The following is a 25,978-nucleotide window of genomic DNA, read 5'->3' as shown; positions in this document are numbered from 1 at the left end:
TGATACCCATTTTGAGAAATAGACCAACCTCAACAAATGGTACTGCTTTTGCATTTGGTATACAAACCACCAGATGGAACAAAGACAGGAACCTGAAATATATCCATTTTATGTCAAAGCCAGCATTGTGCTGGTTGGATTAGTAGCAGCCGTATACATTTTATATGTTTTATCGCCAGTGATCATACCACTTGCTTTTGCTGTACTGATCACCATTTTGTTAAACAGGCTATATGTGCAACTGGAAACTCGTTTGCCAAAAGTTATAGCCATTTTAGTAACCATCCTGATCGCTATTTTAATTTTAACAGGCCTGTTTTACTTTTTATCCACCCAGATAGCAGGCTTCATGGAAAGCATTCCTTTATTAAAGCAAAAGATATTTACGCTGCTGCACGAATTGCAGGTTTGGTCCAAGCATAAATTGGGCATTAATGTCGACAAGCAGGTATCATCGATCACATCCGGATTCAGTGAGGGAGGAGGTCAAATGATTACCAACACAATCGGCACTGTAGTAGCCAGCCTGGGTGTGATAGTATTGGTACCCACCTATGTTTTCATGATGTTTTATTATAAGCCCCTTATCCTTGATTTTATTTTCCAGGTATTTAAGGAAGAAAATTCCCTAAGGGTTGCCGAGATATTAAGTGAGACAAAATCAGCTGTTCAAAGCTTCATGCAGGGTTTAATGATCGAAACAGCGATTGTATGTATTCTAAACAGTGTGGCATTGATGATCATTGGTGTGCCATCTGCGATTGTAATAGGTGTAATTGGTGGTATTTTGAATATTCTCCCTTATATAGGTGGCGTAGTAGCTATTGCACTGCCTGTGCTTATGGTAACTATTACAAGAGAAGGATATACCGGGCAATTAATGGTAATAGGTGCTTATGCGGTCATTCAGTTCATTGATAATAACATTCTTGTTCCAAAAATCGTATCAAAAAAGGTACAGATCAATGCCCTTATGTCGATCATTGTGGTATTATTAGGTGGTTTATTATGGGGCATCCCGGGAATGTTCCTGGCTATTCCATTTATTGGTGTTTTGAAGATCATTTTTGACAGGATTGAAGATATGAAGCCCTGGGGCAGATTGCTGGGAGATGAAATCCCAACAGAACATACAGGCCTTGTATGGCAAAAGCGATGGGACCGCATTTTCCGGCGCATGCAGAAAAAGAAAGAGATCGAGGACAATTTGGCGGCTGCAGAGGAAGCAGCGACCAATGATACGGCAGCAACCTGAACCAATAGATTCCTTATGGATCAAGGATTTTATTGCCGTGTAAATTTTGGCATCTTTTTTTCATAGTGAAAGACAAGGTTATTGAGGTATGAAAAAACATTATAAATTCAGATTGCATCATTTTAAAGTCAAAGGCATGAATACGGTTCTGGCCTATGCGGCTTCTATGATGTTGTCTGGCATACCTCCCGAAGTTTGTGAGTCTACGATTTCTGAAGTGTATTGTTCTGTCAAAAAATCTATAGCCGGACTGCTTCATTGATTACTGGTATTTTTTCTTTCATTTCTTCCTTCATTTTCTTTTGCAACTTTGTGTGATCACCATCCCTTTGTATTTAGGAGAATGCTTTTGGTCACTTTAACCAGCTTTAGCATAGCATTTACAAATGTTTCCAGTCAATAAGATGCTTTCGTAAAGGGTAGAAATGATAACTTGCCGCCCTTTATATTGACCTATGATAGCAATGACCTTAGATAACCCCTGCTTAAAAGCTGTAAGTATGCATTATGTGGGGAGTAAGAATAACCTGGAAGCACTTCATATAAGCCAGGAACCATTAGAACTGGATGGTGATAGCATTAAATTATTGCAGGATGGATTCCTGCACAAATTCAAAACGATTCCCGAACAATATTCCTTTCACCATACTGATTCCCTTCAATTCAATGAAGTATATACCTATTGCCAACAATTATTCAATGATCCATCTAAACTGTCCCAGGTTTCAGGCGCAATAGCAAGGCATTTATATGAGTCTTCTACGCATCCTAAAGTAAAAGGGGGCGAATTCTATATCGCTTATTTTGATGGGCTACCTATGGAAAGCAGGATGTATAAGGCCATTGGATTGTTTAAAACCGAAAACAAATCTGTTTTCCTTGATGCCCACAGGTTGGCAAATGGCTTTGAACTTGACATGAAAGAAGGTGTGGAGTTATCTAAAATTGATAAAGGTTGCCTGGTCATTAATTCAAAGGAAGAGCAGGGATATGATGTAATGATATTTGACAACCAGAACAGGGGCGAAGAAGCTCAATACTGGAAAGAAACTTTTCTTGGGCTTATAGCCCAGCAAAACGAATATCACCATACTGCGCATTTTTTGACACTCACCAAGCAATTCATTACCGAACAGTTGGAAACAGAATTGAAAATTCCGAAAACCGAGCAAGTGGAATTGCTCAACCGATCTATTGATTATTTTAAAAGCAAGGAATCATTTGATATAGAGGAATTCCAGAATGAAGTTTTTACCAACGATGAGCTTATTGGCTCCTTCCGTAATTTTGGATCAAGGTATATTGAATCAAGTGATTTCGATATAGCTTCCTCGTTTGATATTTCGCCAGAGGCAGTGAAAAAGCAATCAAGGGTCTTTAAAAGTGTTGTTAAGCTGGATAAGAACTTCCACATCTACATACATGGGCGAACGGACCTCATAGAAAAAGGTGTGGATATGGACGGTCGTAAATTCTACAAGATTTACTATCAGGATGAAGCTTAAGCTCATAAGTTGAATATGGCTTCCACATTATGGGGAAAGATCAGTCTACTGGCATGCTTTATGAAATAATATCAGTATTAATTCACTTAAAACTTAAAGTTATGTTACGCTGGACAGTCATTTTTTTAGTAGTAGCTATTATAGCGGCCATATTTGGCTTTGGTGGAATTGCAGCTGGTGCTGCCGGTATAGCTAAAATTTTATTCTTTATCTTTTTGATCTTGTTTGTATTGAGCTTAATTGCTGGCAGAAGAGGCAGCGTTGGCGATGGTATATAATCATTTAAATATTGTGTAAGTGCAATCCTGCAAAGGGTTGCACTTATTATTTCAGTAAGCGCAGGTTTGCCTGAACTGAACTATAAGGGGTGTCAAGTCTTTTAAAGTAGTAAATTTGATCAAAACAATACACTATGGGATTACTTACACCTAAAGGCAAGAAAGGAGATAAAAAAGGTTCTGCGGCTCCAAAGCATGCAAACCAGGGATCAAAATTCATTACCAACAAAAGCACTAAAAGTGCAGGTGGTGGCTTTGTCAAAAAAGGTATGACAGGTGGATCTCAGCGTGGTAGTTAAAACCGGGAGATCTGAAAAATAATAAAAGGGTTGCCTTTGGGCAACCCTTATTTTTTTAAAAAAAGCGAGCCCGATGGGACTCGCTGATCAGATAATTTTGGTTGCTCTTACGACAAGATCTTTCGGCAAATGAGGATGGTGACGGCTTTTCTTTCAGATGATGGACTTAAAAACGGGCTTTTTCAAAAGGATATATCGAAGATAGCAGGTAGTTAGACTCTTGTGAATAACTTATCGGCGAAGTCCATAAAATCAGCGGTGGCCGTGCTTTGGTAGTTCGTTGATCATTAATACCCTGTTATTCTATGATTTCTTCATGGTGTGTTACCAAACCTTCTTTAGATATCCCCTCAATAACTACCCTGAAAGCTTTTGAGACATCATTGTTGTAAAACTGCAGTTTCACCGCAGTGCCGTTTGCTGGAACAAGAATGATAGGATTCCAATACAATGTAGTTCTGAGGTCCGGCTGTTCATTTCTCTTATCAAACCTTGAATAATTGGGAGAATAAAATTCCCTGATAGGGGTGTAACCGGCAATTGTATTAGTGTTCAAACCACCGGGTCTTGATTTTATATCATCTCCTTTGCGTGTATAGACGGCTATGGCGCCTCCGCTGCCATTAAAGCCACCCATAAACGGTGGGCGGAAAACTTTGACAAATGCTATATCCGTAACGGGTATTGTATTTAAAAATTCCGCATCAATAGGCATTTCATCAAGATACAACTGAGGAGACCCTCCGCGCCAGGAGAGAGTTGGAGTACTTCCGGTTGAGTTGATTTGTAAGCCTGCCACTTTTCCCTGCAGGTAATTGAAAACATTCATTTGGCCAATTGCCATGGGATCGTTGGCAAGATCAAATTGGTATCCATCGCCGCCACTAAACATGCCTTTGGTATACTTTTCATCCATTTGTTTTAATAAAGGCTTTGATTTTGCAGTGATGGTAATATTCTCCATCATTTTACCTTTCTCAATTCTTTGCAGGCGTAGCAATTCCGCCGCAAGGAGTGTATGTCTGTAAAAACCTGAAGTGTCAGTTGTCGGGAGTTTGATAAAGTTTTTACTGGCAGCTATGTAATTGGGAGTGGACAACCTGTCAATCATAAACTTTGCATCAGCATTGCTGAACAGTTTTGATTTTAACTGGTAGTAGACTTTTAAAGTGTCAAAAAATATAAAATCGGGATCCTTGAAACTGCCATCAGCATGTATGGGAGTAAACACCGTTTGTGTAGCTGAATCTTTTGCGGTTACAAAAAGAAAAATGCTTTCCTTTCCTGTTAACTGGCTTCTTGTAACACCATACACTTTCCCAGAAAGTGACAGGTAAGAAGTGTCACGTGGTTGAGTTATGACAGGAAATTTTCCTTTCGTGATATCCTCCCATTTGAATCTCCTCCAGCCATGTGTTAGCATTACCAGGTCCAAGTTGCGAACAACAGAATCTTCTTTTGAAGAGAAATAATAAGAGGGATGATGAACATAACCTTTCAAATCTCCGGTAAGCAGGAAGTGGCTGATTATACTGGAGGATGTGTCTTTTTCAATGCCCGCGTCGGTAATAGAAACGGAGAGGTTTGCACCTTGCAATCCGGCAGGAATATTTAACTGGATGTCATTCTGGGCTCTTTTATTCAATCCCCAGTGTTTTACTTCCAGGCTGGTAGCAAAGCTATAATCACCATTATCAATGAATGTGATCCGTTCTGCAATGGCATTCCATGCAGCATCAAATAAAGTGATAGTGAGTATGCCTGAAGGAAGACTTTCTGTAGGAATTACTTTTCTGGCGCTATTTGCGGCAGATAGGCTTACATCGGTCTTGAATGCGGTTCCGCTATTCATTGTGCCTACCAGGTGAAGTTGCTGGAACCTTTCTTCTGTTGTATTGCTTTTTTGAACTACTATATAGCGTTTCTGCCCGGATATGGTAACCTGCATGGAAGCTCCTGAACTCTTAATGGCCGGTAGGTTTGTAGTATGTGAAGTGTTTTTGTTGTCTTTCCACCTGGCAGAATAGGTAACGCCTGAAACAGGTGTGAATACAAAGCTGCCCATGCCATCATGCATGGTAAGGATAGAGTCGACGACAGTTCCTTTATTGTCTTCTATAACACCACGTACATTTACCGGCAAGCCCCACTGGTCCGTAGCTTTAAAAGCTACCCTGTTGGAAATGCCTGCAATGGCATCTCCGCCCTCAGGAAAGAATTCAAGTGTAGCAATAGAAGCTGTTGTATTAATTTTCGAAGCGTTGTTTTTGTTTAGTATCCTGATATCCTTACTATAAATGAATGAACTATCAAAATTGAGCATCCATTTGGTATAACTTTTTACATGAATAAAATTCCCTGTATAATTATCCGGGATTTCAAGCTGGCCATTGGAAGTGCCTTCAATTACCGGGCTAACAGTATGTGCCAGCACTTCTCCATTATCACCTACCCAATCAATATACATGGTCTTAGTCTGTTGGGCTGGAAATAATCCATCCATTACGTAAGCTTTGAACCAGATAGTTTCTCCCGCCTGGTAAACATCTTTATCATAATGCAGCCATACCTTTTCAGGTTGATAGTTACGGGTATAATGGGCAAGAGTGGAATCAATATTTTGAGAACGGGCAATAGTACTCATGGCAACAATAGCGGCTATGAATAGCAGTTGTCGTAAAAATTTGTTCATACTGAAATTGAAAGCTGTTAAGATACTATAGTATAAAATAATAATACAGGGAGTTTAACAGATCATCAACAATTCGCCGCCTGTTTGACTAACTCATTAAAAAAGGCTCCTTTCGGGAGCCTTGAAATTTGTTACATATTCCGCCTGTATTGTCCACCGACTTCGTATAGGGCATGCGTTATCTGTCCCAGTGAGCAATACTTGACTGTCTCCATTAATTCGGCAAATAAATTACCGTTATTGACAGCTACCTCTTTTAGCTTTTGTAATGCCTGGCTGTTTTTAGCTTTATTCCGTTCCCAAAAAGCATGAAGATTCTGAATCTGTTGTTCCTTTTCTTCTTTGGTTGAACGTATCACTTCCCCGGGCAAAATTGTGGGGCTACCCTTTTTATTCAGGAAGGTATTCACGCCAATCAATGGCAATTCGCCAGTATGCTTTTGATGCTCATAATACAGGCTTTCCTCCTGTATCTTGTTGCGCTGGTACATTCTTTCCATGGCACCCAATACACCCCCACGTTCCGTTATCCTGTCAAATTCTGAAAGGACAGCTTCTTCAACAAGCCTGGTTAGTTCTTCAATGGCGAAACTTCCCTGGATAAAATTCTCTGTTTTAGCTGATCCCAATTCGCGGTTAATGATCAATTGAATGGCCATCGCCCTGCGCACACTTTCTTCAGTGGGTGTGGTAATGGCCTCGTCATATGCGTTTGTATGAAGAGAATTGCAATTGTCATAAATAGCATACAGCGCCTGCAGCGTGGTGCGTATATCGTTGAAATCTATTTCCTGCGCATGAAGTGAACGGCCCGAGGTCTGGATATGATATTTCAGCTTTTGAGAGCGGTCATTGCCTTTGTATTTATATTTCATGGCCTTAGCCCATATTCTCCTGGCCACCCTTCCGATCACACTATATTCAGCATCCATACCGTTACTGAAGAAGAAGGAAAGATTGGGTGCAAAATCATCAATGTTCATTCCCCGACTCAAATAATACTCTACATAGGTAAATCCATTGGCCAGTGTAAATGCCAGTTGGGTGATGGGATTGGCACCCGCTTCTGCAATATGGTAGCCAGAAATAGAAACACTATAGAAGTTGCGCACTTTATTTTTAATGAAATACTCCTGAACATCTCCCATCAGCTTCAATGCAAATTCAGTTGAAAATATGCAGGTATTTTGTGCCTGGTCTTCTTTCAGTATATCTGCCTGCACTGTCCCTCTTACCTGCGAAAGCGCTTCCGCTTTAAGTTGAAGGTATACATCAGCAGGAACTACTTCCTCACCGGATAGTCCAAGCAGTTTCAGTCCCAGGCCATTATTGCCATGTGGCAATCGCTCTGGAGAGGATGGGTCATAATAAATGGGCTTTGGCAGGCGGCCATATTTTGTTTCGAAGACTGTTTTTACCTTATCCCATTGGCCATTTGCTTCAATCCATTTCTCGCACTGCTGGTCAATAGCAGCATTCATAAAAAACGCCAGAAGCATAGGTGCTGGTCCATTAATGGTCATAGACACGGAAGTTTTGGGATCACAGAGATCAAAACCGCTGTACAGTTTTTTAGCATCATCAACAGTGGCTATGCTCACACCGCTATTTCCAACTTTTCCATATATGTCAGGCCGTTGAGCTGGATCCTCACCATACAGTGTGACACTGTCAAACGCAGTGGATAATCGTTTGGCGGGCTGCCCTTCAGAAACGTAATGGAAACGCTTATTGGTACGTTCAGGTCCTCCCTCGCCGGCAAACATCCTGGTAGGATCTTCCCCTTGTCTTTTCAATTCAAAAACACCTGCTGTATATGGAAATTCGCCCGGAATATTTTCCTGTAATTGCCATTTCAGCAAGTCACCCCAATCCTTATACGCTGGAAGCACCACTTTGGGAATATGGGTGCCACTTAAGGATATGGTGGTCAATGATTGCTTAATTACTTTATCGCGGACCTGGTATTCAAAAAAATCGGAGGTATATTTTTTTACCTGCCCAGGCCATTTATCGATCAGTCTTTTGCATTCGGGATGCAATGCATCTTCCAATTGCCTCCGTAAAACATCCAGCTCATTGTAGGCAGATGTGTCCTTCCCTATGGCTTCCAATGCGCCATTTACCTGGTACAGCTTTGATGAAAGGGTACATTGTTCAGCCACCCATTGGTCATAATTGCGGTTGTTATCTGATATCTCGGAAAGATACCTTATCCTTTTTGGCGGGATGATCTGGGATTTGGTGGTAGTATCTTTTATATGGGCATGCGTTTCAATTCCGGCAAATTCCTTTCCCGTCTTATTTGAAATGGCCACCACCAGCTTTTCAAATAGCTCATTTACGCCCGGATCATTGAACTGTGCCGCTATGGTTCCTACAACAGGTAATTCTTCATCTTTGGCTGTCCAAAGCTGGTGATTGCGTTTAAATTGTTTGCGCACATCGTGCAGGGCATCAAGAGCCCCTGCCTTATCAAATTTATTGATAGCCACCACATCAGCATAATCAAGCATATTGATCTTTTCCAGTTGAGATGCAGCTCCATATTCAGGTGTCATGACGTACAAGCTGATATCGCAATAATCCAGGATGGATGCATCGCTTTGACCAACACCTGCACTTTCAAGTATAATAAAGTCAAAAGCCGCCTGACTGCACACATCGATGGCATCCTGTACATATTCACTAAGGGCTTTATCGCTTTCCCTTGTTGCCAGGGAACGCATATACGCCCTTGGCGATGAAATGGAATTCATCCGGATACGGTCACCCAATAAGGCTCCCCCGGTTTTTTTCTTTGAAGGGTCAACTGATATAACCGCGATGGTTTTGTCGGTGAAAGCATTGAGGTAGCGTCTTACAATTTCGTCTGTAACAGAAGATTTTCCAGCTCCTCCGGTACCCGTAATTCCCAGTACCGGCGTTGTTTCATTTTTAGTCTTTGGAGCTGCTGAAATATCTGCATCTCTTTTTAATCCTGCCTCCGCCATGGTAATAGACCTGGCTATGCGCCGGATGTCTTTTTTTTCACCCAATGGTAATTTTCCATTCCATTTTTCTGAAGCTTTCCAAAAATCCGAATTCTTTTCACCAGCTTCTGTTTGACCATCCTTACATTTATTAATAACATCTTCTATCATTCCCTCCAGGCCCATCTTTCTTCCATCATCCGGGGAATAGATACGTGTAATGCCATAATCCTGTAATTCTTTAATCTCCTGTGGAAGTATGGTGCCACCACCACCTCCAAAGATCTTTATATGGCCACAACCGCTTTCATTAAGCAGGTCCTTGATATATTTAAAGAATTCCACATGCCCACCCTGGTAAGATGTTATGGCTATGCCCTGGGCATCTTCTTCAATAGCACATTCCACAATTTCATGGGCGCTGCGGTTATGTCCAAGGTGAATGATCTCTGCGCCCTTGCTTTGCAATATGCGGCGCATGATATTAATGGCAGCGTCATGACCATCAAAAAGAGAAGCGGCTGTAACGATACGGACCTTTTGGGTTAATTCTTTATTCATATAATTGGGAAATCGGGTATAAAGGTAGCCAAGGCCTGATTACCGGAGGCCAGGGACTGTTTTGATACCTGGTTATAATTTTTGCAAAATAAAGGCTTCCGTGAATTCCTTAAGGCCAACAGGCTGAATTCTGTTTGTGAAACCATTTTATGTCAGTTGAAAAGAATTACCTTTCTTAGCCAACCCTTATTAACCAGGAAGGTATTTTTGTTGTATGCAGTCTATAATAGATTCCGTTTCGCATTTGTATAGAAGCTGGTCCGGGAAAGATCCCCACCACGTAGATGTGTTGCCCCAGTCAGGAAGTGAAAGAAGGTATTTCAGATTGTATAATGAACGTGGAGAGACCGTGATCGGCACCTATGGGTTAAATGTCGCAGAGAATGAGGCATTCATTTATTTTTCCGGTCATTTTGCTAAAAAAGGATTGCCTGTTCCCCGCATTCTTGGGATCAACCATGACAGGATCGTTTACCTGCAGGAAGATTTCGAAAATGTTTCTCTATTGGATATGCTCGAAAAGCATGGGTTTACAGACCAGGTGTACAGCTTATTCAGGGAAAGCCTGCACCAGCTGGCAAGGCTACAGGTATATGGCGACGAAGGATTGGATTATAATAAATGCCTGACCAATAAGGAATTTGGCAAGCAGGCCATCATGGCCGATCTTCTTTATTTCAAATACTATTTTTTAGATGCATTACGTAAACCTTATGATAAGCAGAAACTGATAGATGATTTTGAAGCCCTTAGCAATTACCTCACGCATACAGAGTATAAATATTTCATGTACCGTGATTGCCAAAGCAGGAATATCATGGTGAAGGAAGACAATTCTGTTCATTTTATAGATTACCAGGGAGGCATGAAAGGGGCCCCTCAATATGATGTGGCAAGTATGATCTGGCAGGCAAGGGCCAATCTTCCCGATGACTGGAAAGCAAACCTGCTGGAAGATTATATGAACTCCTTTGAAAGCATCATCCAGGATACTATCGATAAAGAAGTGTTTCGCAGCCAGTATAATGGGTATGTCCTCATAAGGCTTTTACAGGTATTGGGTGCTTATGGTTTTCGTGGATTGTTTGAAAGGAAAGCCCAGTTCCTTACCAGCATACCCCTGGCATTAAAAAATCTAAGCTGGTTCATTGAAAATCATAGCCTCGGCATTGTTGTTCCTGAATTCAAGAAGATCTTACATATATGTATTGATGAAGAAGTGATCCAACGCTTCAACCCCGTGCAGGCAGATGAAGAGACTCCATTGCTGGTTAAGATCAGCAGCTTTTCATACCGCAAGGGAATACCTGAAGATGCCAGCGGCAATGGTGGCGGTTTTGTATTTGATTGCAGGGGCATCGATAATCCTGGCCGCCATGATATATACAAAGAGGTGCATGGCCGTGACAAACCCGTAATTGAATATCTGGAGCGCCAGACAAGGATGGAGGATTTTCTGAATAGTGTTTTTGATATTGTCGACATATCAGTAGAAGCATATATAAAAAGAGGCTTCACCAGTCTCTGCGTAAATTTTGGCTGTACAGGTGGTCAGCACAGAAGTGTATATGCGGCGGATGCATTGGCAAGACATTTGAAAACAAAGTATAAGGTGAAAATAGAACTAAACCACCGTGAACAGGAATCCAAAGGATGGAAGAATCCATTGGTTAAAAAGGAGGAATCGTGAAAGCAATGATCTTTTGTGCCGGCCTCGGCACTCGCTTTAAGCCCTGGACAGATACACATCCCAAAGCATTGGCCATAGTAAATGGTAAAAGCCTGCTGCAACGAAATGTTGAATATTTACAGAAATATGGTATAACTGATGTTATTGTGAACGTACATCATTTTGCCGACCAAATTGTTGAGGCCATTGAAAGATCAAAAGGGTGGGGAAGTAACATAACCATCAGTGATGAAAAAGACGAAGTACTCGAAACAGGAGGTGGTTTGGTCAAAGCCAGGAAATTTCTTGAAAATGATACCTTCCTGACGATCAATGTAGATATTCTTACCGATGCAAACCTGAAATATTTTCTTGCTTCGCACCAACAGGAAAATTCATTGATCACACTGGCTATTACCAACCGGAAAACAACCCGCTACCTGCTTTTCAATAAGTATAACCGCTTGTGCGGCTGGAGAAATACACTTACCAGGGAAGAGAAAATTGCCCTGGAAGCAAAGGACATGTTTGAAAAAGCTTATAGTGGGCTGGCCATTTTTGAGCCAAGTGTATTTGACCTGGTAACCTTACAACATAAGTTTTCACTGATAGATCTTTACCTCTCATTGGCGCACGATAATAAAATTGCTGGCTACGATCATAGTGAAAGTAAATTACTGGATGTTGGCAAGCCGGAAAGTGTGGACCTGGCTGAGCAGATATTTGAATAAGGTACCTTTTATTAAATGTTTTTCAAAGGCTATTTCAGTCATCTTAATAACCCTGACATTTAACACCAGGAAATGCTAAAATAATTCTCTTGAACAATTGCTCTTTTACCACTACACTATAAAATCATTTAATTTACAACCCTTATTCTTTACAATATGAAGAAACTTGCCTTGTTAGTAATGGCGAATTGCCTGGTAGTATTGGTATTTTCCCAATCAAATTATGACCATAAAAAATTATTTGATCCTCAATTTTACCCGGTAGCTGCTAACGAGTTTCGCAGTTCTGGAGGAGAGCCCGGACCAAAATACTGGCAGAATCGTGCGGACTATAAGATCAATAGCACCCTGGACACTGCACAGCATAAGGTGACAGGAACAGTTGAGATCACCTATACAAACAATAGTCCGGATAACTTAAGTTTCCTCTGGTTGCAAATGGATCAAAATATTTATAAGGAAGATTCAAGGGGTTCTGCAACTACTACCCAAACAGGCGGAAGATGGGCAAATGCTAATTTCACGCAGGGAGATGTGATCAAAACTATTTCTATTGAATCTGACGGTAAGAAATATACGCCGGAATATAAAACCACAGATACAAGAATGCAGGTTTGGCTGCAACAGCCTTTAAAGGCTTCTGGTAATAAGACCAAAATCACACTCAGTTATGAATTTGTGATTCCCGAATATGGTACTGACCGCATGGGAAGATTAAATACAAAAAATGGATGGGTGTATGAAGTGGCTCAATGGTTTCCACGGATGGCGGTTTACGATGATGTACAGGGTTGGAATACTTTACCATATTTAGGTGCTGGTGAGTTTTACCTTGAATATGGTGACATTGAATATACTATCACTGCTCCTGCAAATTTGATCATTGTGGGTTCAGGTGAATTGCAAAATGAAAAGGAAGTTTTAACGCCATCGCAGGTAAGCCGGCTTGCCACTGCCCGCAACAGCGATAAGACTGTTGTATTGCGCAGCGCCGAGGAAGTTAAAGATCCAAAGTCAAGGCCATCTGCTGCCAATCTTACCTGGAAATTTAAGATACAAAATACAAGAGATGTGGCATGGGCAGCTTCAAAAGCATTTGTTTGGGATGCAGCCCGGATTAATTTACCCAGTGGTAAAAAGTCATTGGCCATGAGTGCTTATCCGGCAGAAAGCATAAAAAAGGATGGATGGCAGAGGAGTACCGAAATGGTGAAGGCTTCCATAGAACATTATTCCAATCAATGGTTTGAATTTCCTTACCCTGTTGCTACCAATGTTGCCGGCATTGTAGGTGGGATGGAATATCCCGGGATCGTATTCTGCAGCTCTTCAGATAGTGGTGGTGATCTGTGGGGTGTAACAGACCATGAATTTGGACACACCTGGTTTCCTATGATCGTTGGTAGCAATGAGCGTAAATATGCCTGGATGGATGAAGGATTTAATACTTTCATTAATGACATTTCAACAAAAGCATTCAACAAAGGTGAGTATGCCCAGTTTTCTTTTTTCCCACAGGATGAGATGATAAAAGCTGCTTTTAATGAAAATATGGATCCATTATGGACAACACCTGAAGTCATACAACAGCATAATTTAGGTACTGCTGCTTACCTGAAGCCTTCTATGATGTTGCATGCTTTAAGAGATGTGGTTCTGGGCCCTGAAAGATTTGATAGGGCATTTAGAACCTATATAAGCCGCTGGGCGTTTAAGCACCCTACACCCTATGATTTCTTCAGGACCATGGAGAATGTGGGTGGAGAAGATCTAGCCTGGTTTTGGAGAGAATGGGTTTTTACCAACTATAAGCTGGATCAGTCAGTAGCCGGAGTAAAATACAATGATAACATACCAGAAAGAGGCGCATCGATCACTGTCGAGAACCTGGAAGAAATGGCTATGCCAGTTACGGTTTTGGTAAAAGAGGCTAATGGAAAACAACAACGCATCAACCTGCCTGTTGAAGTTTGGCAAAGAGGATCAGAGTGGACATTTAATGTAAACACTACCAGCCGGATCACAGATGTGGTGCTGGATCCTGATAAAAACCTTCCGGATATCAACAGGAAGAACAATAGCTTAAATGCGAAAGGTTTTTAAAAGCTGAATCGCAAAAAATAAAAAGGCGCTATGTGAAAAATATAGCGCCTTTCTTATTTTGTTGCATTAATAGTTTCCAGTAATTCCTCAATGGGTGATTCTTCCAGGATGATTCTTTGTGGGGTGCCTTGTTTGGAATGCCATTTAATAAGGCGAAAACAGTTTTCTTCTATTTCTATACCTGTAATATCTCCATCGCTGAAACAACAGCAACCAGAATTGAAGTAGGTAGGTTTTAAGCGAAGGTAATCTTCTGAAATATTGGAATACTGAAATTTGCGAAGCTGGATCTCTTTTTCCAGGGCCTCTACCATTCCTTTGTCATTGAGTTTTTGAGCGTATTGCAATTGCCTATATAATCTTTCAATATGTGTTAATGCTTCAAATACGGGTTGATGGGTGTGGCCGGTAATAAGAAAAAGATCTTGTTGCTGGGCACTCCATTCATACATCATCTCATTGTGCACTGTTTTCAATTGTGCATCGTATGCAGGCGTATTTGGGTTGATTTTTAAATAAGATTGTAACGGTCCCCAGATCCTGGAAATAAAGAATTTACTCAGCATATTACCATCGCTTATCTCATCACCCTGGTGCCCATGTGTACAAAATATATTAATGGTCCTTTCATTGATACTGGTCTGCAGGATCACTCCCTCATAAATAGGAACATCATAACCATAGGCTTCTTTTAATTGCATGCCTGCAAAAGGGTCGTTATCCCAGTAAAGGTCATGGTTGCCGAATATTTTTATAAATGCATTTTTGGGAATGAAGCGGGCTTCTTTTTCAAAAGATGGCTTTTGTGCTTTCTTTACCGAAGGCCAAAGGTTTTCCCAGAGTTCTTCGCTGTCACCTAACGCTATATAATGAAAGCCTTTTGTTTCATAATAATCCAGTGCGGCAAGATAGTTGGGTTCGCATAGCATAAAGTCGTCTGCTCCATTTCTTCGTCCTTTATGCATGTCTGAAAATATGATAAACTTACCTGTGTGAATATCAAAAGGGATCACCAGGCCTTTTTTGGTCTTGCCATTTAAAATGCAGGATAAAAGATCACTAAGAGCGGTGAATACCCGTTGTTTGTTTGGATGTGAAGAGTATTTTGCGCTAAGCCATAACACTGGTTTCAACAATAATCGTCTCAAAAATTTTTGCATTGCCCCGGGATAAATGTATTGATCTGTTGTTTCATTTTTGAAATTAAGGAAAAGCAATTGTCTTCAGGAGGTAACTTATATTTTATTAATGAATTTATAATTCCTGCAACTAGTTTCTTAACACTTATCCTGGTACTTCATCCACACGTAATACTGTGCTGCCTTAATGAATCGATAGTGTATTGTTATAGTTACAGTATCATATACCCGTAGGAAGTCCGTAGTATCCCCGTACTATCCCCGTTGTTTCCCTGTATACGAGCGGAGGAACTGCGGGGATAGTATGGAGACGAAACAGGTAAGCTTCGGGGAAAGCATACTGTTGCCTTGCCTTTAGCCTAACGTTGATATTTACCTGCAATTCAGATAATTTTATTGGAAGAATAAAATAGTAAAAGAGTGAAGCAGGCTGGCCTAATAAAAAAGGCTATACTGGTTTCCAGTAAAGCCTTTATGAATAGTTAGATTGTTTAATAAACTATGCCTTCACACCGATCATGCTGATCTCAACATTTACAAATTTGGGAAGCGCTGATACCTGGACTGTTTCCCTTGCCGGAAAGCATTCTGAAAAATATTTTCCATAGATCTCATTGACCTCGCTAAACCGGTTCATGTCGGTGATGAATATAGTGGTCTTTACCACATCATTAAAGCTCATTCCTGCTTCCTGCAAGATTGCTTTTAGGTTTTGCATCACCTGGTGAGTTTCTTCCTGTATATCGCGGTTTTTTAGATTTCCTGTTGATGGGTCAATGCATACCTGGCCTGAAATGTAAATGGTGTCTTTGACAATGATGGCCTGGTTATATGGGCCTATGGGTGCGGGAGCGTTTTTGGTAGTAATGATCTTTTTTTCCATACCACGAATTACACGATTTTATGTGGATTCCAGGAAAATATTTTAAGGCATAAAGACATGAATTTGTATAAATGAGGATTATTAAGGTAATTCGTGTCATGCAGATCGTAGTTCTAACCAATGAAGCTTTAAAAGAAGAATTAGTAAAAAATGGAACAGAGCCATCCCTTGAATGTCTTTATGTAAGCAAGCTGGATGAAATGCTACTTCATGCTAATGCCGATGGGTTTATTGACCTTCTTTTTGAACCAACGACTGAACGATTAAACGCCTTACAAAAATTATTACCTAAGCCGGTGATTGTTAATAGTGTCATACAAACATTAAATGAACTATCATCTAATTTTATCAGGTTCAATGGTTGGCCAACATTTTTAGCATCTGATTTATTGGAAGGCTCAGCCTCTGAAGAACAAAAGGTAAAGGCTGAGGGAATATTGAAGCTGTTTCATAAACATATTACCTGGCTGCCGGATGTTCCCGGTTTTATATCTGCACGTGTTATCAGTAAGATCATCAATGAAGCCTGGCTTGCAGTGGAGGAAGGAGTAAGTACTCCCGGGGAAATAGATATTGCCATGCGCTTGGGAACCAATTATCCCTATGGCCCATTGGAATGGGCTGAAAAAATTGGGGTGTCCAGGGTAAAATCCCTGTTAGAATGCCTGGATCATAATTAAATGGTGAGATAGGTTGCATTACACGCCTGTGGTTGTGGATATTTTTTTGATAGCACATGCTAAAAATGTTAGTAAATTGCAAATAGATTGATCACCCTTAATAATAAATAATATGGAATTCGACGATTTAAAAATGATGGGGTATCGTATAAATGAATACCAATTGGTTTTAAAACCTCATGAAGAATTGTGGAACCGGTTGAAGAAAATAAGGAACGAGTTTGCGGAAACCTATGAACTGCATTTAAATAAATACAACAAGCCACATATCCCGCTTGTACGATTCTACGCTTTGGAAATGAATGAAGAAAAGTTGTTGCAGCGTTTCAATAATATCGCCATGGGGTTTGCTCCTTTTAAAATAGAGTTGAAAGATTATGGAAGCTTTCCTTCGCATACCATTTTTATTAATGTACTTTCTAAACTCCCTATTAAAAAATTGTCTGTTGCTTTAAAAGATGTGCAGGTTTTAATGAAGACAGATAAAGAGCACAAACCACATTTTCTTGATGATGCCTATATAACAATTGGTTCAAAATTAAAACCCTGGCAATATGAAAAAGGATGGTTGGAATATGCGCACCGTCACTTTACCGGAAGGTTTATTGCTGACCATATGTTACTATTAAAACGAAATGCCAGTACCAAAGGTTCCTACCAGATTGCAAGGAGGTTCGATTTCCTGAACCTGCCCGTTTTGACCAGGCAGGGTGCCTTGTTTGCCTAAGTTTTTTTTGCCGAAATATTTATTGAATTCTTATGGAAGACTCTAACCATGATGCTATTGCCCGCAATTATAAAAAAGGAAGGGGGGCACAGTTTAATACACCCAATAAATTTCTCAAAACAGAAGTTGCCAGGGAGCATATTGAAGCAATAGATGATTGGATTGAAGAAGATATCCGCACGCAGTATTTAGAGATCTTTCCGAAAACAATTGTCAATAAGGTGGATAGTCCTGATGTAGGGATGTGGTACAGCATGAATCCTTACCAGGGATGCGAGCATGGTTGTATTTATTGCTACGCGCGAAATTCTTTTGAATACTGGGGATATAGTGCAGGTGTTGATTTTGAAAGTAAGATACTGGTGAAGAAAGATGCTCCCCGTTTGTTAAGAGGTTTCCTGATGCGCCCTAAATGGGAATGTGTGCCTATTGGGGTCAGTGGGAATACCGACTGTTACCAACCTGCAGAGAAAAAGTTCCGCATCACCAGGCAATTGCTGGAAGTATGTAATGAGTTCAATCAACCTGTGGGAATTATTACAAAGAATGCGGGCATACTCAGGGATAAGGATATATTGGAAGAAATGGCCCGGAAGAAAATTGTTTCGGTGCTGGTATCCATTACCTCCTTCAATGAAGACCTTAGAAGGGCTATGGAGCCGAGGACTACTACCGGGAATCAAAGGATAAGGGTCATTCATGAGCTAAGCAAGGCAGGCGTTCCGGCAGGAGTGATGTTAGGACCAATGATACCGGGTTTAAATGATCATGAAATGTCCTCTATTTTGAAGGCAGGGAGTGAAGCTGGAGCATCTTTCTCAGCCTATACTTTTGTCCGCCTGAATGGGGCTGTTAAGTTTTTATTCCATGACTGGTTGTATAAGAACTTTCCAGACCGGGCCGATAAGGTTTGGCACATGATTGAAGACGGTCATGATGGAAAGGTTTCAGATAGCCGCTATGGAGTGCGGATGAGTGGGGAGGGGCATGTGGCGAGATTGATCAACGATCAGTACCATACCTATTCCAATAAATATGGATTAGTTCATGAAAGAATGGATCTGGATTGCAGTCTCTTCAGAAGGCCAGGGGAACAGGGAACGTTGTTTTAATGCAAAAGATTAACTGCGTTTGTTGTTTTTATCTATTCAACTTCTTAATTATTGAAAAATAATTGTGCTTCATTAATGTCCGATAAATAGGAATAATTCAATTATTGACAAGGTAGATCTATTATTTAACCAGCATTACTATTATAAGCTAATCTGAATTTATAAAATTGTACAAGCCTTTGAGTTTTCAGGTTACTCAATAACAAGAAAGCAAATAATACACTGCAAAACATAAAACCCCACGATTGCAATACAAAACAGGATTTGTGAAATAAAGTGGCAACGGGTGCCGGATCTGCATTGACCATTCCGTATTTGGGATGAGAAACTGATTCGTGAAAATCAGTAATACTTTTTTCGGGAATGCTATAAACAGAATCAAACCTGTTGCTTGTTAATAATAATTGTAAGGATTCTCTTTTGTTATTGAAGTCAGGTTCCAGGTTGGTATCGAAATATTGCCATTTGCCATCAATTTTACCCTCAACAGTATAATGATTGGGGAAGCCAACTTTTCTGAAATCAATTCCCTTCCGTTTAAAAATTTCCATCATAACTATAGCCTGCTGACTGCAGGCAGCCATAGGATGTTTCATGATGTCATCGGGAATAACAATAGCAGATAAATGATTCCAGATGAATGCTCCTGAGAGCCAGGCGAATATATTATCAGCAGCCGAATAATGGGAATAGCCGTGATAGAAGCGCTTCCGCACTATCTCAGCTACATAATCGAAATACGCCAGGTCATTTTTGCTTTTATCCTTAAATTGAAAATCGGAAGCAACTATAATATCATTAATACTCTGAAACCTGGTGAAAAAGGAAGTATCGAATTCTTCCCAGGGATGTCCAAGATTCCTGGAATGGTCTTCTGATGGCTTAGCAACCATCCTGCTGGCAAAAGAACAGCAGGCTATGAATAAGAGTAAATAAGCAAAGATGGATTTGGATCTCATTTGGATGGTTAGGATATTGTTTACATATAAAGCCCTAGGCGTTGACAAATATAAATTTTACAATCCTAAAATGCAACCAGGTTGAGAAAGTTGTTGAGTATAATTCGTTTATTGTTACAAGTTGCCAATTAATATGTATTTCATTTATACTTTGATGTATATTTTTTTCTTATCCAGCATATAACAAATAGCCCACATAAAAAGGATCACTGTGATAGCAAATGCAAGTGAACCTATTTCAGGTGCACCGGGTATAAATTTATACACCCTCTCATAGATCCAGCTCCATGGACTGGTAAACAAGGCTTCTCCTTTGTCATTAAATCCGTTAGGGATGCGGATCAGGCGCAATCCCTTTGGCAGGAAGGCGCTTAAGGCAAAAACAAATAATGCATTTTTCCCAAAAACATCAAAGAACCTTGTAAGCCATCCCCGGATGCCTTTAACCTCAATAGCATAGATCAATGTGGATAATATAGCTATCGCCATACCTGTAGTGGCCATAACATAGGAACTTGTCCATATTTTTTTATTGATAGGAAAACTCAGCCCCCAAACATATCCTGTGATCAAAAAAGCCATGGAGGCAACGAATAATACAGTAAGGGTTTGATAGACTTCAAATCCTTTAACGGCATTGTCAGCCAGTTGCTGGATATGTTTTCCTCTTTTTACAATATAATCTCCCACCAGGTAACCAAATATCACCTGTACAATTGCGGGTATAGTGCTCATAATGCCTTCAGGGTCAAATACCACCCCTTCTCCATGGTACATGTGCTGGTCATGTAATAGGGCCAGGTCTATATTGGTTCCAAACCAACCCTGTAAACTATAGGGATCTGTGGGATTACCCACGAAACAAAATAGCCAATACAATAGAAGAAGGATCAATCCTGTCAGGAAAGCTCCTCTTGCTTTTAAATAATACACAATGATGGAAGCAAAGAAATAGCAAACGGCAATCCGTTGCAGTACTCCGAAAATGCGAACGCCCACCAGCTTACCCTGGCTATTCGTCCATGTCCAGCCATTAGCCAGTAATTGATCGCCTTCCCAACGGCTGAAAGGCCACCAGTTTAAGAACAATCCTATGGCAAAGATTAAAATACTTCTCCTGATCACCTTAGTCCAAAAGATTCTGTCGCCTGCTTCCTCCAGCCGCGGCATGACAAATGCCATGGCATTTCCTACGGCAAAAAGGAAAAAAGGAAAAACCAGGTCGGTGGGTGTAAGTCCATGCCAGGGAGCATGTTCTAAAGGTGCGTATATATGTGACCATGAACCTGGGTTATTCACCAGTATCATAAGCGCAACGGTGGCACCCCTGAAAACATCAAGAGAATAATATCGCTGTTTCAAATTGCATATTTTGATAAATGTAGCGATTTGATCAATAGAATTGAAGTCTATAGTAGTCAAAATCAATCATTTATAATCCTAATTAGCCTTCTAAGTATTTCCCTTTATTGTAAAAGAAGTTTATTTGAGTAACTTATTCAAAATCTGTGTATTTTGAACATTTGCCAGTCACAGGGCAACTGTTATATTTGCACGGCAGGTTTTACCAGGTCGCAAAAATCAGCATGTGACTGAGGGGGCGAAGCCATGCCCGTTTTATCCCGTTCTGGAAAGTTAACTACTTAAAATACAGGTATTTGAGTTCAAAATGGTATGCCATCTATACCCGGCCCAGGTGGGAAAAAAAAGTCAATAATCTTTTGATCCAAAAAGGGATCGAAAGTTATTGCCCATTAAACAAGGTGCACCGTAAATGGAGCGACAGGGTCAAAATAGTAGATGAGCCTTTATTTAAATCTTATGTATTCGTAAAAGTAGGAGATGAGGACAGGTCCAATGTGCGGATGACGGATGGTGTGGTCAATTTTGTATATTGGAACGGGAAACCTGCTATTATAAAGGATAAAGAGATCGTTGCCATTCAACGTTTCCTTGATGAATACCATGATGTGGAGCTGGTAAAACTGGAACTGGCGCCGGAACAAAGAGTAAGAGTTATAGCAGGACCCATGATGGACCAGGAAGGAAAGGTGCTGGAAATTAATAATAAAACCGCCAAGATTTGTATAGACAGTCTTGGCTATATGTTGGTGGCATATATTGAAAAGAAAAGGTTGAACCCTATTCAACTTCCAAATCAAACTGAATGAGAATTTTTACAGGTCTGTTCATTGCGGTAATTATTTGTTTGACTACATCCTGCAGGGTACAAAAAAGGACGTTTAGTAATTATTTAGAAAATGTCGCTGATACCACAACGCCCATTCAGAATCCCATACCTGATCCCCTGATCCAAAAAAATGATATTTTATCTATAAGGGTATATAGCATGAGCATTAACCCGGCAACAGATATTCCCTATAACTTGCCCGAACAGGCTGTGGCTGGAGGATCAGGAACCACTATTGCAGGCTTTTTAGTGGACCAGAAAGGCAATATTGAATATCCACGGATCGGAACCATTCATGCAGAAGGTTTGACTAAGGAACAGCTTTCTGACGCTATTAAGGATAAATTGAAAGACCAGTTGACGCAACCTTCGGTTATTGTAAGGTTTGTCAATTATAAGATAACTGTGCTGGGAGAAGTTCGCTCACCGGGAACCTTTACACTTCCCACTGATAAGGTAACTATACTGGAAGCGCTTGGATTGGCGGGGGATATAACAGATTTTGGTAAACGGGCCAGCGTTAAAATTCTCAGGGAAAACAACAATCAAAGAGAGATCGGAACGGTAAACCTGACGTCTAAAGAATTGTTTACTTCTCCTTTTTATCATTTACAGCAAAATGATGTCGTATTTGTGGAGCAGTTAAGCAGGAAGATAAGACAACAGGAACAACAAAACCTGGCACAGCAAATAGGTATTGCTACCAGTATCATAACAGCTATTGCTTTAATACTAAATTTTATCAAATAATCTAATATTCCTTCATGCTAGTGGAAGAACAGGTACAACCGGCGAGATCTGAAACAGCGAATCTGAGTGTTAAGGATCTATTTTATAAATATGTCCGTTTCCTGCCATTATTTGTCATATCGGTAGCCTTATCACTCCTGGTTGCATTCCTCTACCTGCGCTATGCTACACTGGTTTACCAGTCCGTAGGGACGCTGGTGATCAAGGATGAAAAAAACTCCGGTGGAGGTAGCAATGATAAGCTGGAACAATTATTGGTTTCGGATGGCAAGGTCAACATCCAAAATGAAATTGAATACCTGCAATCAAGGCCATTAATGGAAAGAGTGGTAAAGGCATTGAATCTGAACTTTACCTACCTGGCAAAGGGGAATATCAAAGAGCTGAATGTTTATAAATCATGTCCGTTCCGGGTAGAAGCATTTCAAATCAATGATTCAGCATCTACTTTCTCACTCAACATCAAATTTGAAGACGAGAATCGGTTTACAATAAACCAGGATCCGGCAACCTTTCAATTCGGGCAGGTTTTTAAAAACAAAAATGGAGTATTCAGGCTTGTCAGGATCACACAGGGACAGTTAGGTAGTGAATACCATGTCATATGGAAACCTACAGCCTTAAGTGCTTTAGAACAGATATCAAACTTGGTAGTAGCTCCCAAATCAAGCACTGGCATCCTGGTGATCACTAAGGAGGCGACCAATCCACAAATGGCTGCTGATGTCATCAACCAGTTGATGGAAGAATATAAGGGAGCAGTGATTGAAGATAAAAATGACGCTACACAAAAAACAATTGCTTTCGTTGACACCCGGTTGGCAGTAGTACAGCGTGAACTCGATAGCATCAACAGGCAGTTGCTCGTATTTCAGCAAACCAATAATATTATAGATCCTGAAGCCCAGTCAGGTAATTATCTTTCAAGAATTGAAGCATCTGATAAGGAAGCTATCAGTCAATCCCTCCAACTGAATAATGCAGAGATGATCGATGCTTATTTGAAAGATAACCGTACAGGCAGGGACCCGGTGCCATCATCCTTAAGCATTGAGGATCCTACCCTGGCTGCAATGGTGGCCGCTTATAATAAGTCCCAGATCGAGTTAAAAGCATTACAGGAAAATGCACCTGCAGGAAATGTGGCCGTCCAGCAAAAAGCAATAGAAACAGAGCTGTTAAGGAATAAGATCATTGAGAATCTGAAAACAGTCAAATCGGCTTATAGTTCTGCATTGAGTTCAACCCTGCATTCTAAGAATAGTGCACAGGGTGAGGTCAGGACCATGCCTTCAAAAATGCAGATCCTTACCGATATCAAAAGGGCACAGCAAACCAAATTGGTGGTATATAATTCATTGTTGCAAAAAAGGGAAGAATCAGCGATTGCCCTGGCCTCCCAGATCTCTAATACCAAGGTTTTGCAGGATGCATCTCCCAATTCCAATCCCATTAAGCCCAATCGAAGGAATATCCAGATGCTTTCTATTTTTATTGGATTGCTGATCCCGGGTTTATTCATTTTTGTTATCGAATTGCTGAATGATAAGGTAACCAGCCGTTCTGATATAGAGCGTGTAACCGGAGCTACAATACTTGGTGAAGTAGGTCATTCATTTGGAAAGGAAACATTGGTCGTTACCAACAATAACCGCAAAGTGGTAGCAGAACAGTTTCGTATGTTACGCTCCAATCTTCAATACGTGTTAAACCATATTGATAGGCCGGTTATTTTAGTGACATCATCCTTCAGTGGGGAAGGAAAATCATTCATCAGTACCAATACAGGTGCAGTAATGGCGCTGACGGGTAAAAAAACAATTATACTCGAATTTGATATCCGCAAACCAAAAGTGCTTTCTCATTTAAACCTGGGCAAGCGTCCGGGTTTGACCAATTATTTATTGGGGAAAGTAAAACTGGAGGATCTTCCCGTACCTGTAGAGCAAAGTGATAATCTATATGTATTGCCTTGTGGTCCTGTACCTCCCAACCCTGCAGAATTATTATTAGACCCAAAGCTGCAAGAACTATTTGCTTATTTAAAAGCTTCATTTGACGTGGTGATCATGGACACCGCACCTGTTGGAATGGTGAGTGATGCATTGACGCTGAGTAAGTTTGCAGATTGCACTTTATATATAGTCCGGCAGGGACATACTTTCAAGAAGCAGGTCAACCTGATTGATGAATTTTATCAAACGGGGAAACTTCCTAAGATCTCCATCGTTTTGAATGATGTAAAAGTCCGGTCAGGGTATGGGTATTATGGGTATGGCCGCTATGCCTATGGATATGGTCATAGTCATGGTTCAGGGTATTTTGAGGAAGAAACGCCACCTGCAGGAACCCTTGAAAAATGGTTTGGCTGGTTGGATACCAAAAACTGGAACAAGAAGAATAAAAGAAAAAAGACAACAGTATAATGCACATATTAATAACAGGAGGAGCAGGCTTTATTGGATCAAACCTTACTGAGCATTTGGTTTCTTTACCAGGAGTAGAAAAGGTACGTGTATTGGATAACCTGTCTACCGGGAGTATGAAGAACCTGGAAGCTTTAAAAGGAAATCCCAAATTTGAATTTGTGGAAGGTGATATCAGGGATTATGATACCTGTGTAAAGGCTTGTTCCGGTTTAAATCTTATTTCACACCAGGCAGCCCTTGGCTCAGTACCCCGTTCCATCAATGATCCGCTCACCACAAATGAAGTGAATATAACAGGCACCCTAAATATCTTTACGGCTGCGAAGGAAACTAAGATCAATAGAGTGGTTTATGCCGCCAGTTCTTCCACCTATGGAGACCATCCCGGCCTTCCCAAACTGGAGGATAAGATAGGCAAACCGCTTTCTCCATATGCGGTAACTAAATATGTGAATGAACTCTATGCCCGGGTGTATGCAGATGTATATGGAATGGAATTGATCGGGCTGCGTTATTTCAATGTTTTCGGTCCGAGGCAAAATCCCAAGGGTCCATATGCAGCCGTAATCCCTTTGTTTATTAAAGCAGTATTGGATAACCAGCCGCCGTTAATCAACGGAGATGGCGAACATAGCCGGGATTTTACATTTGTGGCTAATGCGGTGGATGCTAATGTGCGTGCGCTTACAACTACGAATCCTGGAGCTATTAACCAGGTGTATAATATTGCCTATGGTGAACGCACCAGTTTAAATGAAGTTTTTGAAATGATAAAAGCTGTGGCAGGAAGCGACCTCGTTCCCTTGTATGGCAGCGAACGTAAAGGAGATGTAAAACATAGCCTGGCGGATATTTCAAAAGCCAAAACCCTGTTGGGCTACCAACCCCTGACCAGTGTCAGGGATGGCTTAAAAACTGCTTTTGAATGGTACAGGGAGCACCACCATTTTAGTTACTCTTAAAAAAACAAATTCAAACCGCTGCGATCGCAGAGGCCGCGGAGAAATAACTAATATACCTGCGTTCACAGCGCTCGCTGCGAT

The 25,978-nt window shown here is 40.7% G+C and carries 21 protein-coding genes; 15 read left to right on the top strand and 6 right to left on the bottom strand.

From position 1 onward, the window contains the following. Positions 1–73: 73 nt before the first annotated feature. The 5 genes from BP74_RS08830 (at position 74) to BP74_RS08810 (ending at position 3,337) form a co-directional block, all read left to right on the top strand. A complete protein-coding gene (locus BP74_RS08830) occupies positions 74–1,255 on the top strand; it encodes an AI-2E family transporter (RefSeq protein ID WP_496373175.1) in 1,182 nt (393 codons plus the stop codon). 136 nt (positions 1,256–1,391) lie between these two features. Continuing rightward, positions 1,392–1,517, top strand: a complete 126-nt coding sequence (locus BP74_RS08825; RefSeq protein WP_496373173.1) for a hypothetical protein — start codon at positions 1,392–1,394, stop codon at positions 1,515–1,517. Positions 1,518–1,755: 238 nt separating this feature from the next. Further along, on the top strand, positions 1,756–2,760 hold the full coding sequence (locus BP74_RS08820; RefSeq protein WP_496373171.1) for a nucleoid-associated protein: 1,005 nt from the start codon (positions 1,756–1,758) through the stop codon (positions 2,758–2,760). A 29-nt stretch (positions 2,761–2,789) separates the two neighbouring features. Continuing rightward, positions 2,790–3,038, top strand: coding sequence for a DUF1328 family protein (locus tag BP74_RS08815; RefSeq protein WP_496373169.1), 249 nt, complete (start codon positions 2,790–2,792; stop codon positions 3,036–3,038). Positions 3,039–3,172: 134 nt separating this feature from the next. Beyond that, positions 3,173–3,337 carry a hypothetical protein gene (locus BP74_RS08810; protein ID WP_496373167.1) on the top strand — a complete coding sequence of 55 codons (165 nt, stop codon included), beginning with the start codon at positions 3,173–3,175 and terminating at the stop codon, positions 3,335–3,337. 298 nt (positions 3,338–3,635) lie between these two features. On the opposite strand, the gene BP74_RS08805 is transcribed toward BP74_RS08810, so the two are convergent. Both BP74_RS08805 and BP74_RS08800 read right to left on the bottom strand, forming a co-directional pair. Next, a complete protein-coding gene (locus BP74_RS08805; protein WP_496373165.1) occupies positions 3,636–6,029 on the bottom strand; it encodes a hypothetical protein in 2,394 nt (797 codons plus the stop codon). 131 nt (positions 6,030–6,160) lie between these two features. Further along, positions 6,161–9,562 (bottom strand): methylmalonyl-CoA mutase family protein, encoded by a 3,402-nt coding sequence (locus tag BP74_RS08800; protein WP_496373163.1) that lies wholly within the window; start codon positions 9,560–9,562, stop codon positions 6,161–6,163. Positions 9,563–9,776: 214 nt separating this feature from the next. On the opposite strand from BP74_RS08800, the gene BP74_RS08795 reads away from it, so the two are divergent. The 3 genes from BP74_RS08795 (at position 9,777) to BP74_RS08785 (ending at position 14,065) form a co-directional block, all read left to right on the top strand. Beyond that, complete coding sequence (locus tag BP74_RS08795) at positions 9,777–11,252, top strand: RapZ C-terminal domain-containing protein (protein WP_496373161.1); 1,476 nt, start codon at positions 9,777–9,779, stop codon at positions 11,250–11,252. A gap of 5 nt (positions 11,253–11,257) precedes the next feature. Further along, positions 11,258–11,962 (top strand): nucleotidyltransferase family protein, encoded by a 705-nt coding sequence (locus BP74_RS08790; protein WP_496373207.1) that lies wholly within the window; start codon positions 11,258–11,260, stop codon positions 11,960–11,962. A gap of 156 nt (positions 11,963–12,118) precedes the next feature. Then, positions 12,119–14,065, top strand: coding sequence for a M1 family metallopeptidase (locus BP74_RS08785; RefSeq protein ID WP_496373159.1), 1,947 nt, complete (start codon positions 12,119–12,121; stop codon positions 14,063–14,065). A gap of 53 nt (positions 14,066–14,118) precedes the next feature. On the opposite strand, the gene BP74_RS08780 is transcribed toward BP74_RS08785, so the two are convergent. Together BP74_RS08780 and BP74_RS08775 are read right to left on the bottom strand one after the other, a co-directional pair. Then, on the bottom strand, positions 14,119–15,225 hold the full coding sequence (locus BP74_RS08780) for a metallophosphoesterase (RefSeq protein WP_496373157.1): 1,107 nt from the start codon (positions 15,223–15,225) through the stop codon (positions 14,119–14,121). A 478-nt stretch (positions 15,226–15,703) separates the two neighbouring features. Further along, positions 15,704–16,087, bottom strand: a complete 384-nt coding sequence (locus BP74_RS08775; protein ID WP_496373155.1) for a RidA family protein — start codon at positions 16,085–16,087, stop codon at positions 15,704–15,706. Between the two features lie 71 nt (positions 16,088–16,158). On the opposite strand from BP74_RS08775, the gene BP74_RS08770 reads away from it, so the two are divergent. The 3 genes from BP74_RS08770 to BP74_RS08760 all read left to right on the top strand — a co-directional run bounded on the left by BP74_RS08770 (position 16,159) and on the right by BP74_RS08760 (position 18,606). Continuing rightward, positions 16,159–16,767, top strand: coding sequence for a 3-hydroxyacyl-CoA dehydrogenase family protein (locus BP74_RS08770; protein ID WP_496373153.1), 609 nt, complete (start codon positions 16,159–16,161; stop codon positions 16,765–16,767). Between the two features lie 112 nt (positions 16,768–16,879). Then, a complete protein-coding gene (locus tag BP74_RS08765) occupies positions 16,880–17,494 on the top strand; it encodes a 2'-5' RNA ligase family protein (RefSeq protein ID WP_496373151.1) in 615 nt (204 codons plus the stop codon). Positions 17,495–17,526: 32 nt separating this feature from the next. Continuing rightward, positions 17,527–18,606, top strand: coding sequence for a PA0069 family radical SAM protein (locus BP74_RS08760; RefSeq protein ID WP_496373149.1), 1,080 nt, complete (start codon positions 17,527–17,529; stop codon positions 18,604–18,606). 125 nt (positions 18,607–18,731) lie between these two features. On the opposite strand, the gene BP74_RS08755 is transcribed toward BP74_RS08760, so the two are convergent. Next, complete coding sequence (locus tag BP74_RS08755; protein ID WP_496373147.1) at positions 18,732–19,565, bottom strand: hypothetical protein; 834 nt, start codon at positions 19,563–19,565, stop codon at positions 18,732–18,734. Positions 19,566–19,709: 144 nt separating this feature from the next. Beyond that, positions 19,710–20,927, bottom strand: coding sequence for an acyltransferase family protein (locus BP74_RS08750; protein WP_496373145.1), 1,218 nt, complete (start codon positions 20,925–20,927; stop codon positions 19,710–19,712). Positions 20,928–21,223: 296 nt separating this feature from the next. Here BP74_RS08750 and BP74_RS08745 point away from each other — a divergent pair, with 296 nt between their 5' ends. The 4 genes from BP74_RS08745 to BP74_RS08730 are packed head-to-tail and all read left to right on the top strand — an operon-like array spanning position 21,224 to position 25,897. After that, positions 21,224–21,736 carry a UpxY family transcription antiterminator gene (locus BP74_RS08745; RefSeq protein ID WP_496373143.1) on the top strand — a complete coding sequence of 171 codons (513 nt, stop codon included), beginning with the start codon at positions 21,224–21,226 and terminating at the stop codon, positions 21,734–21,736. Next, positions 21,733–22,506 (top strand): polysaccharide biosynthesis/export family protein, encoded by a 774-nt coding sequence (locus BP74_RS08740; protein WP_496373141.1) that lies wholly within the window; start codon positions 21,733–21,735, stop codon positions 22,504–22,506. Before BP74_RS08745 ends, BP74_RS08740 begins: the two co-directional genes overlap by 4 nt. Positions 22,507–22,520: 14 nt before the next feature. Next, positions 22,521–24,932, top strand: a complete 2,412-nt coding sequence (locus tag BP74_RS08735) for a GumC family protein (RefSeq protein ID WP_496373139.1) — start codon at positions 22,521–22,523, stop codon at positions 24,930–24,932. Beyond that, positions 24,932–25,897 (top strand): SDR family oxidoreductase, encoded by a 966-nt coding sequence (locus tag BP74_RS08730; protein WP_496373137.1) that lies wholly within the window; start codon positions 24,932–24,934, stop codon positions 25,895–25,897. The genes BP74_RS08735 and BP74_RS08730 overlap by 1 nt, the downstream gene beginning before the upstream one ends. The last annotated feature ends 81 nt before the right edge of the window (positions 25,898–25,978 follow it).

It is taken from the genome of Flavisolibacter ginsengiterrae DSM 18136 (assembly GCF_059568575.1).
The sequence above is the reverse complement of the archived record's forward strand: the minus strand, read 5'-3'. Positions and strand labels throughout refer to the sequence as shown.

Bases quoted from the DNA above. Each gene is read 5' to 3' on its own strand.
- BP74_RS08830 (WP_496373175.1), top strand. From the start codon at position 74: ATGGAACAAAGACAGGAACCTGAAATATATCCATTTTATGTCAAAGCC.
- BP74_RS08825 (WP_496373173.1), top strand. From the start codon at position 1,392: ATGAATACGGTTCTGGCCTATGCGGCTTCTATGATGTTGTCTGGCATA.
- BP74_RS08820 (WP_496373171.1), top strand. From the start codon at position 1,756: ATGCATTATGTGGGGAGTAAGAATAACCTGGAAGCACTTCATATAAGC.
- BP74_RS08815 (WP_496373169.1), top strand. From the start codon at position 2,790: ATGGGGAAAGATCAGTCTACTGGCATGCTTTATGAAATAATATCAGTA.
- BP74_RS08810 (WP_496373167.1), top strand. From the start codon at position 3,173: ATGGGATTACTTACACCTAAAGGCAAGAAAGGAGATAAAAAAGGTTCT.
- BP74_RS08805 (WP_496373165.1), bottom strand. From the start codon at position 6,029: ATGAACAAATTTTTACGACAACTGCTATTCATAGCCGCTATTGTTGCC.
- BP74_RS08800 (WP_496373163.1), bottom strand. From the start codon at position 9,562: ATGAATAAAGAATTAACCCAAAAGGTCCGTATCGTTACAGCCGCTTCT.
- BP74_RS08795 (WP_496373161.1), top strand. From the start codon at position 9,777: ATGCAGTCTATAATAGATTCCGTTTCGCATTTGTATAGAAGCTGGTCC.
- BP74_RS08790 (WP_496373207.1), top strand. From the start codon at position 11,258: ATGATCTTTTGTGCCGGCCTCGGCACTCGCTTTAAGCCCTGGACAGAT.
- BP74_RS08785 (WP_496373159.1), top strand. From the start codon at position 12,119: ATGAAGAAACTTGCCTTGTTAGTAATGGCGAATTGCCTGGTAGTATTG.
- BP74_RS08780 (WP_496373157.1), bottom strand. From the start codon at position 15,225: ATGCAAAAATTTTTGAGACGATTATTGTTGAAACCAGTGTTATGGCTT.
- BP74_RS08775 (WP_496373155.1), bottom strand. From the start codon at position 16,087: ATGGAAAAAAAGATCATTACTACCAAAAACGCTCCCGCACCCATAGGC.
- BP74_RS08770 (WP_496373153.1), top strand. From the start codon at position 16,159: ATGAGGATTATTAAGGTAATTCGTGTCATGCAGATCGTAGTTCTAACC.
- BP74_RS08765 (WP_496373151.1), top strand. From the start codon at position 16,880: ATGGAATTCGACGATTTAAAAATGATGGGGTATCGTATAAATGAATAC.
- BP74_RS08760 (WP_496373149.1), top strand. From the start codon at position 17,527: ATGGAAGACTCTAACCATGATGCTATTGCCCGCAATTATAAAAAAGGA.
- BP74_RS08755 (WP_496373147.1), bottom strand. From the start codon at position 19,565: ATGAGATCCAAATCCATCTTTGCTTATTTACTCTTATTCATAGCCTGC.
- BP74_RS08740 (WP_496373141.1), top strand. From the start codon at position 21,733: ATGAGAATTTTTACAGGTCTGTTCATTGCGGTAATTATTTGTTTGACT.
- BP74_RS08735 (WP_496373139.1), top strand. From the start codon at position 22,521: ATGCTAGTGGAAGAACAGGTACAACCGGCGAGATCTGAAACAGCGAAT.
- BP74_RS08730 (WP_496373137.1), top strand. From the start codon at position 24,932: ATGCACATATTAATAACAGGAGGAGCAGGCTTTATTGGATCAAACCTT.